We start from the raw sequence: 14,977 nt of genomic DNA, 5'->3' as shown, positions 1-14,977 counted from the left end.
TGAGCTAGGCTGTTTTAGTTATTTTGAGGCACTATGCTCGAGTTGATTATCGTTGATATAAGCTTGGGTATCTTGAGGTTGAAACACATTGACGTTTGCCGACGCAACAACCTGGTCTTGATGATAAATATGGCAGTCGAACACGGCTAAGCCAGAGGGTTCTTGATAAAGCCTACTTACCTTTGTGTGATAGGTTTGCCCGAGTTCAAAATGGTCAATATGCATTTGTAATTTGCGACTGCCCAGTAAAAAGCCAACGCGTACCTTGTCACCCACTAACTTAGCTTCAACCCCCGCTAGCGCGGCAATGCTTTGTGCCATGTATTCAATGCCCACGTAATTAGGCACGCCATTGATAATGCTGTCAAAGTAAGCGCTTGATTGACTAATGTGGATAGCCGTAAGTAGGGTGTCCGGTTGGTGCTCTAGAAGATTATCTATCAAAATCATTGGCGCACGATGCGGTACAAACTCACTGATATCGAGAGCTAATAAGCTGGGTTCTGCAATTAGGCTCGTCATGGTGTTAGGCATCCTTCTTACAAAAAATAATGCTGGCATTGCTGCCACCAAAAGCAAATGAGTTACTCATAATGTAGCTGAGTGTATTGCCTGGCTGTGAAGCGTTGGCGCTTACCAAGGGAATACTTGGATCGTTTTGGTCTGCGTGACCATCCCATATATGCGGCGGTAACAGTGCAAGCTGATTGTGTTGGCTAAGTAACAAGTAACAAAATGCCGCTTCAATGGCGCCTGCTGCACCTAAGGTGTGGCCTGTTAATGGTTTAGTTGAGCTACACGCTGGCAGTGTTTGGCCAAATACTGCCGTGATGGCGCGCGATTCCATTGCATCGTTTTTGGGGGTGGCGGTGCCGTGCAAATTTACATAGTCAATTTGTGAAGGCTGGATGTTGGCCGCAGTTAATGCCGCGTGCATGGCAGCTATCGCACCTAAGCCTTCAGGGTGCGGCGCTGAAATATGATGTGCGTCAGCAGACTCACCTACACCAGCCAGCATCACCTCACTTTGGCCACGCTCCAGGGTAAATAAGGCGGCTCCTTCACCAATATTAATGCCGTCGCGATGTAGACTAAATGGATTGCAATGCCCTTTAGCTACAGATTCGAGTGAGTTAAAGCCATTTACGGTTAATTGGCACAAACTGTCTACTCCCCCCACGATAACCATGTCACACAGGTTTGCTTGTAATAATCGTTGTGCGCTGGCAAACACTTTGGCACTTGATGAACATGCGGTCGATACTGTGTAGCAAGGGCCACTGATCTCAAATAACTGCTTGAGGTAGTCACTCGTGCTGCCCAACTCTTGTTGTGAGTAATGGTAACTCGGTGGAAAGTGGCCGTGTTCGAGTTGGTATGCTAATGCGGCTTCACCTTTGGAAATCCCCGATGTGCTGGTGCCTAAAACTACGCCAATTCTACCAGCGCCATAACACGCTTTAGCCTCGCTCACTGCCTGTGCGATTTGCATTGCTGCAGTATGGAGTAAGCGGTTATTTCGACAAGCAAACAGCTGCAAGTGCTCTGGAATATCAATCAGGCTGTCATCGTTTACACTACCGACAATGGTTGGGCCACTAAACAACAGGTCATCACGGTATTGCATGGCGCTGTTGTCGCCATTTACTAAGCGCTGCAGCACGGTTTCAGGCGTGTTGCCTATTGGGGTACAAAGTCCGATATGGGAAATGGCGATTCGGTTATTCATATTCTGTACTCAGTCTTTGTCATTGGTTACTAGAGTGGCGTAATGTTCAACAAAATGTCGGCTGACTTTATGGTAACGCTAATTTTTGCTTGCCACGGGTTGAGCTCACTATAGTTAATAGTGATTTGCTCGCCATCGGCATCGATTAACTGTTTACATAAGGCATTTTCGCAAGGCGTAACCCTTAGCTGAGCGTCAGTGAGGTGCTGATTTATTTGCTCCGTTGGCCAGTAGATAAGCTGCATGATGGCCATGAGATATTCGGCATTAAATGTATCGCCTAACAAGCGACTTTGCTCACTTTGTAAGGTGTCGCCATCGTACACCAGGGTAAACAGTGCCTGGCCTAATGGCGCGAGCCCCACTAAGGTCATGCGTTGTGAGCTGAGTTCTAATTGAGTCATTAACTCATGGTTATCCTGCCCATGGCTCATACTGATCATTTGGCTAAGGCTGATGTCACTTTGGGCACTCAATGCGTTCACTGTAGGCGCAAGACAATATTGAGCCTGACTGGTTATCGCCATACAGCTTTTTCGGGCAAATTGTTGGCTACAACTTGCCAATGCGCACAGCAACAACACTGCGCCAATCACTTTGATAGCACGACTACGTTTAAGCAACGTCTAACTCCCGACATAACTCAACAATGGTATTAAGACGACGCTCTGACTCTTTCACAAACGGGTTTTTAGAGTCCCATGCGTAGCCTGCTAAAATTGAGCAAATCATTTGTTTTACGTTATTACTCGCTTGCTGATAAAAAATCACATCTTGAAAGCGGCCGTCATACCAGGCTTGAACATAGGTCCTAAAGGTATTAACCCCCAGCATTAACGGCTGGGCGTAATCGGCTTGCCAATCGACGGTTTCGCCTTTTAATTGTCTATCAAGGCTTTTGCACGCCATGGCAGCCGATTGCATGGCAATAGTGACCCCAGATGAAAATACCGGGTCAAGAAACTCACCCGCGTTACCCAATAAGGCAAACTTGTTGGTGGCAAGTGTGGTCACATTGGCCGAATAACCCTGGAGCGTTGCACAGGGTTGCACTACCTTGGCATTGGCGAGTAAACGCTTTAAATCAGGCTCCTGCGCAATAATTTCCAGCAGTTGTTGCTCTAGACTCCCTGTTAAATGCGCTAATAAATGCGGCTCGCCGACCACCCCAATAGAGCAGCGGTTATTGCTAAACGGGATAAGCCAATACCAAATGTCTTTATGTTCAGGGTGTACGCTAATTAAGATTTTATTGCGGTCAAATTCGTTATCACTGATGTTGTCTTCAATATGGGTGAAAATCGCGCTGCGTGTCGGTAAACTTGATGGTAGCTCAAGGTTTAATAGCCTTGGCAATACCCGGCCAAAACCACTGGCATCGACAATAAACTTGGCATTGATTTGATAAGGCTGGCCTTGCTCGTTTGTTACTTTTAGGGTCGGTTCGCCACTAATATCGACCGAATCCACCTGATGTCCAAAGCGAATATCGACGCCCTGACTGATGGCTGTGTCAGCCAGTAATTTATCAAATTGGCCACGCTGAACTTGAAACGTGGTACCAGGGCCTGGCGTGAACTTGTCGGTAAAATCGAATGTGGTATAACGGCCTTGATGACGAAATGCCGCGCCATTTTTAAACTGAAATCCAGCCTGATTCACCGCATCTAGCATGCCGGCTTGCTCAATAAATTGCATACAACATGGCAGCAAACTCTCGCCGATAGAAAAACGTGGAAACTGCTGTTTTTCAACGACCACAACCTTATGACCTTGTTGACGCAATAGGCTTGCTGCAATCGCGCCTGACGGGCCAGCACCAATAATGGCGACATCAACGTCCATGTGGCTAACTATGCTTGTTTGACTGCTTAACATTTACAGTGACTTCCTTGTAAAAAATGAGATAAATGGCGCTAATACAAAAGCAAAGCTAATGCCAAATAAAAGCGTCAGGCCGAAAAAATGAATCGCATGGGTTTGGCTCAGTGCCAATAAACCAAAGGCTAATAGGGTTGAGCAGGCCGACATAAAGATGGCCATCATCACGCCACTATTGCTGTGTTTGGCCTCGGCAAAAAATAAGCTGTAATCAATACCAATACCCAGCACTAAAATAAAGGCTAGTGCATGAAATAAGCTAATGCTTGAGCCAACTAAACCTAAACAAGCCAGCGTGAGTAACACCGCAAACGCCGGTACCGCAACAATGGCAAGCGCCAGTTTAATGCCATATTTAACGCTAAAGGCAACACTGGCAAGTGCAAATACCCACAGTAACAGTTGAAAGGTTAGCTGGCGATACTGACCCATTAATGTGGATATGTCGCCGACTTTATCAATCACTTTTACTTGCCCCAAAGCCCAGTTATGGCTGTCGAGTCGCTGGGCTAACGACGGCAGAGAATGAATGCCGCCCAGTAATACAATGGCACCAAATTGTTGAGCGTTGTCATCGCTTGCAACATCGCCAAGCCACAAGGTTTTTAAGTCATCATTGGCGTGCTTAAGCACAGTTTGAGGTGTCAGCCATACAGAATTGGCTTGATTAAGCTCTGCCATTAAATGTGGTTGGATGTCGTTATCTAGGCCCATTTGGTCGATTATGTCTGCCAGGTGCTGTTGGTAGAGCTGCTGTTGTAATTGGTAATGATGTTGCTGGCGCGCAATACTTGGCATAAAGCGACTGAGGCCAACCGCTTGAGCGATTTCATTGTTTGCGATGGCGGCACCTAATACTGGGGTGAGTTGCTCAAGTGTTTGCAGTAAGTCTTGTTCATTAGCGCTACTGACTAAAATAAATTGGTTATCTGTGCCGCCGCTGAGTAATTGCCTCAGCTGGTTTTCTTCTGCCGTTATTGCCTCGGGGCTTTGCTGCAATTGCCGAATATCATCGTTGGCGGTGAGTTGCGATAACCCGAAAAACAGTATGACTAACACAGCAACAGGCAGCAACATGAGTACTGCTTTTTGTACCGTTTTTGTTGGGGTAAATACGCGCTGTAACCCGTTTAAATATGCCTGAGCAAACCCAAGCCCTTGAGTGTGCTTTAATGGGTAATTACCCAAAAGTGGGAACACCAACAGCAAGGTGAGATAGGCACCGATTAAGCCCGCAGCGCAAAATACCGCGACTTGTTGCATCCCCGGAAAAGGCGTAAAACCAATGGCGATAAATGCACTGGCGCTGGTGGCTAATGCGAGCGTTAGCGCAGGGAAGATACGTTTGATGGTGTCGCTAGCATTGTCATTGGGATGGGTTTGTTTTTCACAATAAAAATGAAAGCTGTAATCAATGGCCACACCAATTAAGCTGGTGCCAAACACCAATGTCAGTAAATGTAACTCACCAAATAGGCTTAGGGTGGCAACAAAAGCAAATACGACGCCTGTGGTTAAGGTCAGTGTTGCAGCCACTAATGGCATTACCGAGCGAAATGCCAACCACACCAGTAATACTATGCCCAGCAGTGAGATTAGGCCGATTTTGCTGATCTCTTGTTTGGCTGACTCGGTTGCGGCGATAGCGTGAAACAGTGCACCCGCTTTGAGAAAACTGATTTGCGGATACTGTTGGTTTACCTGGCTAAATGCACTTTCTAGCGCCAGTATTTGCTGTTGCTGTGCCGTGGGGCTAAACGCGCTGTCGCGGCCTTTGGCCATGACGATAGCGGCCACGCCATTGTCTGTGTCGGTAAGTAAAACACCCTGCTGGCGACGAAGTTTGCTATTGGGTGATAGCGCCAACAAGTTTGCTGGAAATAATAACAGCGGGTCGTTCGCTAATAGTTGGCTGTTAGCTAAACCAAAGGCACTGTAAAGTTGGTTTTGCGCTGTCGCTAATAACGCTTGCCAGTTACCTGTTTCTAGCGCGTGTGCTTGCTCCTGGGTCAGTAAGCTAAAACGATGCTCAAAATACACTTTGGCTAACTGTTCTAATTGGTTGTCGGCGCCGCTTCTAATGGCGATAAAAGACTGTTGTGGCTGGCTTTGTAAAGAAGCCATTAACTGCTGAGCAGCATGAATGGCCTGGTTGTCGTTTTCTGCCATCACGGCTATATACACCTGGTTAGCCAGTTTTTTTTCGACGGTTTCTAATGCTGTTTCGGTGAGTTTGTCTTGTTGCAAATGAGGCAGCATGGCCAAAATATCAGTTTGGATCTTTGCGCCTTGCTGCCATTGCATCGCGCCACCTAATAACATGGCTAATAGCAATACTAGCCATAGCGCAAAACCGCCTTTGGCTGAAACTATTTTATTTTGCTGGCCGCGAGGCATTATTTGGCTAGCTCACTGTTAAGGTTAAATAATGCTAGTTCGCTGTCACTCAGCGCGCCTTGTTCAGTATCGGTAAATTGTATATAGGTGTAGTCGCTAATATTGGCTTGCTGGCTGCTCATGATGAGTGAACGAATGTGTGTATCACCACTGAGAGTGATGTTACCCATAGCGGCATGTATTTGTGGGTCTTTTGCTTGTAAGCCGAGTTGCCACACTGAGCCTGTTTTTTCTGTTGGCATAAATAAGGCAAAGTCAGTGCTGAGCGCGTTTATGTCGCCGGCCATGATGGCCTGTAATAAGCGTGGCAGTTGCTGCGCGATGGGATTGCCGCTGGTTGCTGCACTGAGTTGTTGCACTTTTCCCTGACTGTTTTGCTGAATTAACTGCTGATCTTTAAGCACCATTAAGCTATTAAAGGGAGTAAGTTGTTGCCAAATCAACCCCTGATTAGGGCTGAAGATAAATCGCCCTTGGCTGAGTAACGGCTTTTTGAGTACAGCTAGATGACGCTGTTGCAGAAACTGTCCGCGGGTATCGGCATGTAAATTCAGTTGCTGAGCTAATGCCTCAAGTGCGGGAGTGCTAGCTGGCTGTTGGTACAAGCTGTTAATTTGTGTCAATTGAGCATCGGTGAGCAAAGCCTGATTAAGTTGAGTATTGGCTTGCGTCGGTGCGCTTAAGCACAGCAAAAGACTAATAAATGTTAGCGGTAGCAACTTAACTGCAAGCATTAGCGTTGGCTCTCATCTAATAGCGGCCTAATTTTTTGCTGAAACACCTCTGGCGTGACAAAGCATAACTCCTGGGTGGCAATCTCTACCGCAGCTTGAATGGTATAGCCTTTGGTAATACGTGCATTGGTTTGAGCATCGATGATTTGATAGTTAATTCGTAACCGGTTTTCCCATTCAACAATGGCGGCAATCACTTTGACTTTTTGATCAAAGGTACTGCTTTTAACATATTTAATTTGCACATCGACAATTGGCCAGGCATAACCAGACTCGAGCATGGTGCGATAGTTATAGCCAAGTTTATCGAGCAGTTGACAGCGCACTACTTCAAAGTAACGCAGGTAATTACCGTGCCAGGTAATGCCCATTGAGTCGACATCGTGAAACGGGATCACCATTTCCATTTCGGTGAGTAACAATCCTTTCATTTAGCACACCTCCCATTGACCGAGTTGAATTTTTTCAACCGTTTGGCGCAGTACAGACTCTAAAGGACGATCTTCAGTGAGCAACTCAAAATCGGTGCTCACTTGTTCAAGGGTTTTAGCCAGCGAAGAGGTCAATGACTGCGGATCTAACTCTTGTTGTAGTACCCGTAGTTTGATCCCCTGACTCATGGCTAACAAGGCCGCTGCTGCCACTTGCTCTGTGAGTTGTAATACGCGCATGCAATCACGCGCGGCAATGGTGCCCATGCTCACTTTGTCTTGATTATGGCACTCAGTTGAGCGAGAAAACACACTGGCAGGCATGGTGTTTTTTAAGGCTTCTGCGGTCCAGGCTGACACGCCAATTTGTACCGCTTTAAAGCCATGGTTAATGGCGCGGCGCTCACCCGTTGCTCCAGACAGATTAGCCGGTAAACCGTTATTAAATTTCGGGTCCATCACCAGTGCCATTTGGCGGTCGATTAAGTCGGCAATATTGGCCACCGCGTTTTTCATTGCATCCATGGCAAAGGCAATGTGGCCACCATAAAAATGACCACCGTGAAGTATGTGTTCGCCCTCAGCATCCACGATCGGGTTATCGTTGGCGCTGTTAAGTTCAGTTTCAATAAACTGGCGCATAAACGGCAGCGCATCTTGCAATACCCCAATAATATGCGGTGCACAGCGTATTGAGTATCGGTCTTGTAAGCGGTCTGAGTTACGCGGATGCGTGTGGTGGTTTAAGTCCTCACGGATCCAGCTGGCGATTTGGTTTTGCCCTGGATGAGGTTTGGCGGCAAATAAAATATCGTCAAAATGATTGGAGTTACCTTTAAGGGTTAACGAGGCCATTGCCGTGATACGGCTCGATAAACGGCTTAAGTATTGCGATCTGTCGTAGGCCAAACATGCCAGTGCTGTCATCACGGCTGTGCCGTTCATTAATGCAAGGCCTTCTTTTGGGCGTAATCTCAGTGGCACTATGCCAAGTTGTAAATACACATCTTTAGTGGCTTGGCGTTTACCTTGATACATCACTTCGCGCTCGCCAACTAACACTGCAGCAAGATAAGACAGTGGCGTTAAATCGCCACTGGCACCAACAGAGCCTTCTTGAGGAATGATAGGGGTGATGTTGTTGTTTAATAGCCATTCAATGCGTTGCAGCAGTTGATAGCTTACGCCAGACTTGCCCACGGCGAGTGAGTTGAGTCGGCATGCCATAATGGCGCGTGATTCCATTGGGCTAAAAATATCGCCTAAGCCACAACCATGAAAACGGGTTAAATGCAGTGGCAATTCGTGGACTAAATCTAGGCTGACATTGACAGTACATGAGTCGCCATAGCCGGTGGTGACGCCATACACTACGCCTTCTTCGTGTAATAAACTGTCAATAAAGCGAGCGCCTTTTTGAATATATTCAATGTAGTTGGCTGTGTCAGTCAGTTTAACCTTGGCGCCTTTAGCTACCGCAACCACTTGCTCTAGGTTGAGGTACTGTTGACCAAAATGCACTGTGTTATCGAAAGCGTCTGCTGAAGATGTGTGGCTCATGAGATTATCTGTCCTGACTGGGTAATGGGGCTGCACTTGATTGTGAAGGCTGGTTGTTACGGGTAACCAGCTCGTCCTTGCGCCAAAAATCGAAAAAGTTAAACCATTGCATGGGGGCGAGTTGTGCAAAATGGGCTAAACGCTGGCTATATTGGGTCATTGCATCGGCTAGGCGTGCTGTTCTGCCGGTTCGAGGGCCTTTTAGCGTGTCACTTAAGTGCTCAACATGTACTTGATAACGGCCCTGTTGGCGAATACAAAATAGGGTGTAAACTGGACAGTCGAGTAAGCTGGCCAAAATAAATGGCCCTTGCGGAAATGCAGCCTCTTGGCCTAAAAAGGGTAAATAGCTCACGCGACCTTGACTGCTCGATGAGGTACGATCTGCTGCGATCACCACAATTTCACCTTGTTCAATCTTTTGTTGCAACAGCATCGCAGTGCTAGGGTCGAGTTCATTGACATGGATTAAATTCAGGCTACTTTGCGGGTTAAGTTGTTGCAGTACTTTATTAAAGTTCTCAGCGTGCTGGGTCAGCACCATCACATTCACCTTCACTTTTTGCTGGTGGATGGAGATAGCGCGGCACAATTCCATATTACCTAAATGCGACACAATCAATACTGCGCCGCGTCCACTAGCCACTTGATTGGCTAAAATATGCCGGTCGTTAAAGTCGACTTGGGCGAGGTTAATTCTGTCGCACCAGGCGTCGATTCTGTCGAGGGCGGCATTACCAAACGTAAAAAAGTGCTTAAGGCTATCACGCCAATTAACTGGGTTATTGAGTTCTGGGTGGTTAGGCTGTTGCTGTTGTACCCGCTGCAAAAAACCGAGCGAGGCATCGCGGGCGGTTTTACCAGTAAGGAAAAAATAACAAATCACCGGATACATGACTGCGCGGCACAACCAATGCCCGCCAAAGCGATAGCATTGGGCTAAAAACTTAATTCCCCAAAAGCTGCCACGCTCACTTATGGCTGACCAATGCTGGGTTGTTTGTAATGATTGAGCGGTTTGATTTTGCTTAGTAATAATGCGTGGCAAACGAGCTAACATGCCAAAAAATAACTTGGTATGCATCCAACTAATACGCACATTGTCTCTTACGCCTTGAAAATGACTGATGCCATCTTCTGGGTAAATTACTTTGGTTGGCACATGCACGACGGCTGTACCTTGCCAGTGCAGTTTAACCATGACTTCAATGTCAAAGTCCATTCGTTCACCCAACGCCTGTTGGCTAAATAGCTGTTCAGTTGCGGCAAGTGGATACACCCTAAAACCGCACATAGAATCTTGAATATCAAAGCTTAAGGTTTCTATCCACACCCAAAAATGGGTAATGTAACGGCCATATAATCGTCCTTTGGGCACCGACTCATCATATTGTGGTTGGCCAGATATCAAAGCTGCAGGGTGCTGCTCGCTGGTGGAGAGCATTAAGGGAATGTCGGCTAAATTATGCTGGCCGTCGGCATCAACTTGCAGGGCATGGCTAAAACCATCACGGTAAGCTTGGCGAAGGCCGCTCATTACAGCAGCGCCTTTACCGCGATTATAAGGATGTTGAATTAACGTGACCCAGCTAAATTTATCAGCGAGTGCTTGCAGTACATAACGGGTTTGCTCGTCACTGCCGTCGTCGACCAAATAACAGGGTAATTGGTACTGGGCCAAATCGGTTAAGGTTTTTTCTATCGCGATATGGTGATTGTAATTAGGGATAACTAACGCCAGCTTCATGAGACACGCTCGTCATGCTTTGCGCCATTGAGCACTATGCGTCCAGACGCAAAGCGTTTGTCACCATCGCTGTAGCTAAATATTAACTTTGACTTTTGTGGCTGATGATCAATGACTAAATCGACATAGGTATTGGGCAAAATGAGTTGCTGAAATTTAAGTACCTCAAGCGTGGCGACATTGGCACGATAACCAAAAGCATCGCACCCTAGCTTTACAGCCCAATCTAATTGCGTTACACCTGGCAGTACGGCTTGCTCTGGAAAGTGGCCATCAAAAAAAGCCAAGTCGTCACTAATGAATAAGCGCCAATGGCATCTCTCGCCCTCGACGTGTTGATTAATTATTTGCGGTAATACTGATTTAATCATGAATAAATAATGCTGCTATATCGGCTGACGTGCGTTTGCCCTGGCTGTTAAGCGGCAAGGTTTTTGGGTAGCGCCAGCGCTTAGGTAAGGTGATGCGTTCAAACTGGCTGAGTAAGTGATTTTTAAGCGCGGTGTTAATTGCTAACTTACCTTCATTTTTGAGGGTTTGTCTGCCTAATTCATTTAAGCATACGGCCGCGCCAAGCATAGTGCGTGGTTGCTCTAATACCGTGACGGCAGCTTCGCTGACAAACGGGTGTGTTTGTAACAAATGCTCTAACTGTGCCAGTGATAAGCGTTTTTCTTCTATTTTTACAATGCGATCTAAGCGGTGCAGTAAACGAAATTGACCATGTTCAACGAGTTCAATTTTATCATCACACTTTACCCAGGCTTCGGGATCTTCTAAGTAAACCGACTGCAATAACAAGGCTCCGTCGCTTGGGTCCATATCAACGCTAACACGTTCAAAGGGTTGCCAGGTTTGCATGGGGTGAAGTTGACGGCGGTAGGCGATACCGCCAGTTTCGGTACTGCCAAATATTTCTATGGGTAATTGCTTAAAGCACTGTTTTACCGCCTGTGCCGACTCAAAATTTAATGGTCCACCTGAGCTAAAAATCAAGCTCGGAATGCGTTGTTGCGCCTGGTTATCAAGCGCGTCTGGTAAGCGGGTTAGCTGCGCTGGACTGCTAATTAAACACAGATTGGGCATGATGGCGAGGTAATAGCTTAGGGTTTCTGGAAAGTCGATTTGTTCGCTTAAAAAAGCACGACTTGCCGCTAATGGCCATAAAATTTTAAACAACAATCCATAAATATGTTGATGCGATACCGTTGATACCACAGAGCAATGTGGCAGGTGTTGGGCAAAAGTGTGCTCTAAAACACTGACTTCTGCATCCAATTGGGCAAGGGTTTTGGTTATGGCTTTGGGTTGGCCGCTACTGCCAGAAGTAAATAAAATCAGTTCACCTAAGGTCGAGGCTTGTGGCCAAGTTGCAGCGGGAAGACTGAGCTCTTTTTTGAGGGCAACGTATTCGCGGACTTCGCATAATGGCTTATCGGCAATAATGGCATCAAACTCGTGGTTTAGCTCGCTTAATGTGCCGTGCTGGGTATTGGCTGGTAGTATGACTTGCTTACCCGCGAGCAGTGCTGCGCATAAACCCGCGGCAAATAAATCACTCTTTTTCGCTGCCAGTAACCAACGCTTAGCATCGCTTTGGCTAAGCTGTTTGTGCAAGTGAGTGACGTGAGCGCAAAATAGCGAGCCTGTCATGATGTCATGATGGTCAAAGCTAATCAGCTGCTGAGCAGTGGGGCCATTAGTAAGCCAGTTAAGCAAAAGTTTAGTCATGTTTTTTCAGCCAAAACCTGCGATAAGTCCATTCACCACTGAGTAGCATACCTATGAGCACATAAGCTATCAGTCCGTTGTAAAGCGTCCACATTTCAATTGTGGTGGCTACTGCTGTGTAGGCTGCCATGGCGCCATTGACAACAAATAGCCCGCACCATAATTTGGTAATGGTGCGTAAATATGCTGTTGCTGAGCCTGGTAAATCAGGCTCTTTTATACGTGCTAAGCGCTCAATCATGCTGGGACCATGAATGAGAGAATAACCAAATAAACTCAATAAGCTGAGGTTGATGACCACCGGATAATACAGTAGCCAGTCATTACGCTTAGCAATAAAACTTGCCCCAGTTAACCCTATCCCAACAATGAGCGGCAATACCATTGCCCGCACTTGTTGCTTGGTGACTATCATTCGTGTGAGCAATAACGCGCACAGTAATAAGGCTATGTAACCTGGGGGTAAATACTGTAAACCAAAATACACAGCTAATGGGTAAGCAACAATCACTAACGTGGTAATGATTTGCAACAGTAACCGCATTAGCTTTGCATTAATCCTTCAACGGCATTCACCACGTCATTAACGGTTCTAACGGTTTTAAATTCTTCTGGCTGAATTTTTTTGCCCGTGAGTTGTTGTAACTTAATCACAAGATCCACCGCATCGATGCTGTCTAAATCTAACGCTTCATACAATGAGGCGTCTAAGCTGATGTCTGCTGGGTCAATTTCAAACTCATCCACTAAAATGGTGCTGAGCATGGCAAAAATTTGTTCACGGCTTTGCATGCTGGCTCCTAAACGCGTTGTGATTCAATAAAGCTAGCTAGGCTAGCCACACTGAAAAAGTGTGCTTTAGTTGCGTCTGAATTGGCTTCAATTTTGACGTCGAATTCTTTTTTTACCGCTAAACCCAGCTCTAGCGCATCAATTGAATCTAAACCTAGGCCTTCGCCAAATAGCGCGGCATCAGTATCTATGTCGTCAATGGTGACATCTTCTAGGTCTAAGCTGTCGATAATCAGCTGTTTAATTTGGTTGTGTAAGTTCATTTTTTTGTTTCTTATCAGTATGGCTATCAATGGTGGTTGATAGGGTGTTTAAATAAAACTGTTGCAAATCTCGGGTGAGTTTCCGAGCCATTTTTGCTTCGTTACCTTGGGTAATCTCATTGTCATGTTGCAGTACACTGTCGGCGACTTCAACCGACATATTGATGGTTTGTCTTGGTATTTGAAACCAAGACTCTTGTTTGGTTAAGCCTGGAACATCGGTGCGAAGTACAACGGGTAAAATATTACTTTGAGTACGTATTGCAATATTGGCCGCACCGCGCGCAAATTGATTGATTACGCTGCCAACCAGTGTGCGGGTACCTTCAGGAAAAATCACTAAATTTGTGTCGCGATTTAATACTTGCTTACAATCTTGTAGCAGTAAATTCGCGCTGCGATTGGGGATATAACCTACGCTAGAGAGCACGCCGCGAATAAACGGATTGTGCCATAAAGCTTGTTTAACAATGCAACCCGCATTTGGCATAAGGCTAATCAGTACGACTACATCCACCAAGGTGGGGTGGTTGGCTATTATAATGTTACCCCGAGCTTGTTGTAATACATGCAGATTGTGAGTGCTCACTTTAATGATGCCAACCGCGGTTAACATGGTGACAAAACCTTTAAACATTAGACTCACGGTACGTTGCACTCGCGCTATACGTGCCTGCTTGGACCCTGGCCAATAACGTAATACTGGCAGGATGGTTAATGAGCTGAGCAACCCACCAAGGCCAAAGACCATATAACACATGACCCCGCCAAACCATCTTGGGGCATACCTCAGCCCAGTCAGTTTTGGGGCAAGGCCCTGCTGAGATGTAAAAGGAGCTGACTGCGAAGAATTAGTCATGATGTTCAACAGACCAATACCAATGACATAAACACCCTTGGATGTTTTTACCTGTGGCGATATGGTGAATTAATTGGCTAAAGCTGATGTTATCTTGATTTTGCCCTGTGACTGGGCGTTCAGATAAGCCTAGGATTATACTGGCATTGGTAACGCTATTGGCGGGTGCTAGATACAAACCTAGGGCAATAGGCAGTTCAACTTCGTGGGTAAACTCACTGTAGACCGGCGGGACAGGGTCATCGCCAAACACCAATAATAATGGGCTGGGGTCTTGTGTCAGTTGAGCGTAGGCTTCAATTAGTGCCTGAGGTAGGGTTTGTTCACCTGCAGCAATCGATGTCGATGCGGCCGTGTTTTGAGTAACAATACCGAAGATACCGCTGGCAGTATTATGTACCGACTGACTAAAAGCCATTGGGGAAAGTGGTTGTTTTTGTACGATGTCTTCTAGCAAACCTAGGGTACGGGTTAACTCACCATGACGAGAGGCAAAAATACTGCGAGTGTGTGGCGCAACCTGACATTGGTGCGCTGCCGTTAACATCATTTTAGTTAAGCGGCTAAATCGGCGGCGTTGCATGGCAGGAATATGCGATAGAGCTGGGGTTGCTTGGCTAGCAGACACACTTGTATTTGGCTTTTGCCAATGTTGCCAGCTTTCACTGGTTTGAAAGTTTGGAGACCACGCGCCCCATGAGAGAAGTTGAAATGTTAAGTGCACTACTTTGCCTCTATAACTGCCTAGCTATCCTTATCTAAGTGTTAATAAATAATCATGCATTTGCTGAGTATTCGTTAACGGCGACAATTGTACACCTAACAGAGGCCGTTTAAGAAGTCACGTAGAAGA

16 protein-coding genes are annotated in these 14,977 nt (G+C 46.3%); all 16 read right to left on the bottom strand.

What is annotated here, in order from left to right:
- Positions 1 to 18: 18 nt before the first annotated feature.
- The 16 genes from K8B83_RS00235 to K8B83_RS00160 are packed head-to-tail and all read right to left on the bottom strand — an operon-like array spanning position 19 to position 14,848.
- Positions 19 to 522, bottom strand: coding sequence for a hotdog family protein (locus K8B83_RS00235; RefSeq protein ID WP_188735779.1), 504 nt, complete (start codon positions 520 to 522; stop codon positions 19 to 21).
- A 4-nt stretch (positions 523 to 526) separates the two neighbouring features.
- Positions 527 to 1,729 carry a beta-ketoacyl-[acyl-carrier-protein] synthase family protein gene (locus K8B83_RS00230; protein ID WP_223418892.1) on the bottom strand — a complete coding sequence of 401 codons (1,203 nt, stop codon included), beginning with the start codon at positions 1,727 to 1,729 and terminating at the stop codon, positions 527 to 529.
- A 29-nt stretch (positions 1,730 to 1,758) separates the two neighbouring features.
- Complete coding sequence (locus tag K8B83_RS00225; protein WP_223418890.1) at positions 1,759 to 2,352, bottom strand: DUF3261 domain-containing protein; 594 nt, start codon at positions 2,350 to 2,352, stop codon at positions 1,759 to 1,761.
- Complete coding sequence (locus K8B83_RS00220) at positions 2,345 to 3,607, bottom strand: NAD(P)/FAD-dependent oxidoreductase (protein WP_188735775.1); 1,263 nt, start codon at positions 3,605 to 3,607, stop codon at positions 2,345 to 2,347. Before K8B83_RS00220 ends, K8B83_RS00225 begins: the two co-directional genes overlap by 8 nt.
- Positions 3,608 to 6,007, bottom strand: coding sequence for an MMPL family transporter (locus tag K8B83_RS00215; RefSeq protein WP_223418888.1), 2,400 nt, complete (start codon positions 6,005 to 6,007; stop codon positions 3,608 to 3,610).
- The gene (locus K8B83_RS00210) at positions 6,007 to 6,741 is read right to left on the bottom strand and encodes an outer membrane lipoprotein carrier protein LolA (protein WP_188735771.1); all 735 of its coding nucleotides are present in this window, start codon (positions 6,739 to 6,741) and stop codon (positions 6,007 to 6,009) included. Before K8B83_RS00210 ends, K8B83_RS00215 begins: the two co-directional genes overlap by 1 nt.
- Positions 6,741 to 7,172 (bottom strand): acyl-CoA thioesterase, encoded by a 432-nt coding sequence (locus K8B83_RS00205; RefSeq protein WP_188735769.1) that lies wholly within the window; start codon positions 7,170 to 7,172, stop codon positions 6,741 to 6,743. Before K8B83_RS00205 ends, K8B83_RS00210 begins: the two co-directional genes overlap by 1 nt.
- Positions 7,173 to 8,732 (bottom strand): HAL/PAL/TAL family ammonia-lyase, encoded by a 1,560-nt coding sequence (locus tag K8B83_RS00200; RefSeq protein WP_223418886.1) that lies wholly within the window; start codon positions 8,730 to 8,732, stop codon positions 7,173 to 7,175.
- A gap of 4 nt (positions 8,733 to 8,736) precedes the next feature.
- Entirely contained in the window at positions 8,737 to 10,479 is a 1,743-nt protein-coding gene (locus K8B83_RS00195; RefSeq protein ID WP_223418885.1) for a glycosyltransferase family 2 protein, read from the bottom strand.
- Complete coding sequence (locus K8B83_RS00190) at positions 10,476 to 10,850, bottom strand: ApeI family dehydratase (protein WP_223418883.1); 375 nt, start codon at positions 10,848 to 10,850, stop codon at positions 10,476 to 10,478. Before K8B83_RS00190 ends, K8B83_RS00195 begins: the two co-directional genes overlap by 4 nt.
- Entirely contained in the window at positions 10,843 to 12,210 is a 1,368-nt protein-coding gene (locus K8B83_RS00185) for an AMP-binding protein (RefSeq protein WP_223418881.1), read from the bottom strand. Before K8B83_RS00185 ends, K8B83_RS00190 begins: the two co-directional genes overlap by 8 nt.
- Positions 12,203 to 12,754 (bottom strand): COG4648 family protein, encoded by a 552-nt coding sequence (locus K8B83_RS00180; protein ID WP_223418879.1) that lies wholly within the window; start codon positions 12,752 to 12,754, stop codon positions 12,203 to 12,205. The genes K8B83_RS00185 and K8B83_RS00180 overlap by 8 nt, the downstream gene beginning before the upstream one ends.
- Positions 12,754 to 13,002: an acyl carrier protein gene (locus K8B83_RS00175; protein WP_223418877.1), complete on the bottom strand. Its 249-nt coding sequence runs from the start codon at positions 13,000 to 13,002 to the stop codon at positions 12,754 to 12,756. Before K8B83_RS00175 ends, K8B83_RS00180 begins: the two co-directional genes overlap by 1 nt.
- Before the next feature lie 8 nt (positions 13,003 to 13,010).
- Complete coding sequence (locus K8B83_RS00170) at positions 13,011 to 13,265, bottom strand: phosphopantetheine-binding protein (protein WP_188735754.1); 255 nt, start codon at positions 13,263 to 13,265, stop codon at positions 13,011 to 13,013.
- The gene (locus tag K8B83_RS00165; protein WP_223418875.1) at positions 13,243 to 14,124 is read right to left on the bottom strand and encodes a lysophospholipid acyltransferase family protein; all 882 of its coding nucleotides are present in this window, start codon (positions 14,122 to 14,124) and stop codon (positions 13,243 to 13,245) included. The genes K8B83_RS00170 and K8B83_RS00165 overlap by 23 nt, the downstream gene beginning before the upstream one ends.
- Entirely contained in the window at positions 14,117 to 14,848 is a 732-nt protein-coding gene (locus K8B83_RS00160) for a beta-ketoacyl synthase chain length factor (protein ID WP_223418874.1), read from the bottom strand. The genes K8B83_RS00165 and K8B83_RS00160 overlap by 8 nt, the downstream gene beginning before the upstream one ends.
- Between the last annotated feature and the right edge of the window lie 129 nt (positions 14,849 to 14,977).

It is taken from the genome of Shewanella inventionis (assembly GCF_019931735.1).
Lineage (GTDB): Bacteria > Pseudomonadota > Gammaproteobacteria > Enterobacterales > Shewanellaceae > Shewanella > Shewanella inventionis.
The sequence above is the reverse complement of the archived record's forward strand: the minus strand, read 5'-3'. Positions and strand labels throughout refer to the sequence as shown.

Bases quoted from the DNA above. Each gene is read 5' to 3' on its own strand.
- K8B83_RS00205 (WP_188735769.1), bottom strand. From the start codon at position 7,172: ATGAAAGGATTGTTACTCACCGAAATGGAAATGGTGATCCCGTTTCAC.
- K8B83_RS00180 (WP_223418879.1), bottom strand. From the start codon at position 12,754: ATGCGGTTACTGTTGCAAATCATTACCACGTTAGTGATTGTTGCTTAC.
- K8B83_RS00220 (WP_188735775.1), bottom strand. From the start codon at position 3,607: ATGTTAAGCAGTCAAACAAGCATAGTTAGCCACATGGACGTTGATGTC.
- K8B83_RS00215 (WP_223418888.1), bottom strand. From the start codon at position 6,007: ATGCCTCGCGGCCAGCAAAATAAAATAGTTTCAGCCAAAGGCGGTTTT.
- K8B83_RS00190 (WP_223418883.1), bottom strand. From the start codon at position 10,850: ATGATTAAATCAGTATTACCGCAAATAATTAATCAACACGTCGAGGGC.
- K8B83_RS00210 (WP_188735771.1), bottom strand. From the start codon at position 6,741: ATGCTTGCAGTTAAGTTGCTACCGCTAACATTTATTAGTCTTTTGCTG.
- K8B83_RS00185 (WP_223418881.1), bottom strand. From the start codon at position 12,210: ATGACTAAACTTTTGCTTAACTGGCTTACTAATGGCCCCACTGCTCAG.
- K8B83_RS00175 (WP_223418877.1), bottom strand. From the start codon at position 13,002: ATGCAAAGCCGTGAACAAATTTTTGCCATGCTCAGCACCATTTTAGTG.
- K8B83_RS00230 (WP_223418892.1), bottom strand. From the start codon at position 1,729: ATGAATAACCGAATCGCCATTTCCCATATCGGACTTTGTACCCCAATA.
- K8B83_RS00195 (WP_223418885.1), bottom strand. From the start codon at position 10,479: ATGAAGCTGGCGTTAGTTATCCCTAATTACAATCACCATATCGCGATA.
- K8B83_RS00165 (WP_223418875.1), bottom strand. From the start codon at position 14,124: ATGACTAATTCTTCGCAGTCAGCTCCTTTTACATCTCAGCAGGGCCTT.
- K8B83_RS00170 (WP_188735754.1), bottom strand. From the start codon at position 13,265: ATGAACTTACACAACCAAATTAAACAGCTGATTATCGACAGCTTAGAC.
- K8B83_RS00235 (WP_188735779.1), bottom strand. From the start codon at position 522: ATGACGAGCCTAATTGCAGAACCCAGCTTATTAGCTCTCGATATCAGT.
- K8B83_RS00200 (WP_223418886.1), bottom strand. From the start codon at position 8,732: ATGAGCCACACATCTTCAGCAGACGCTTTCGATAACACAGTGCATTTT.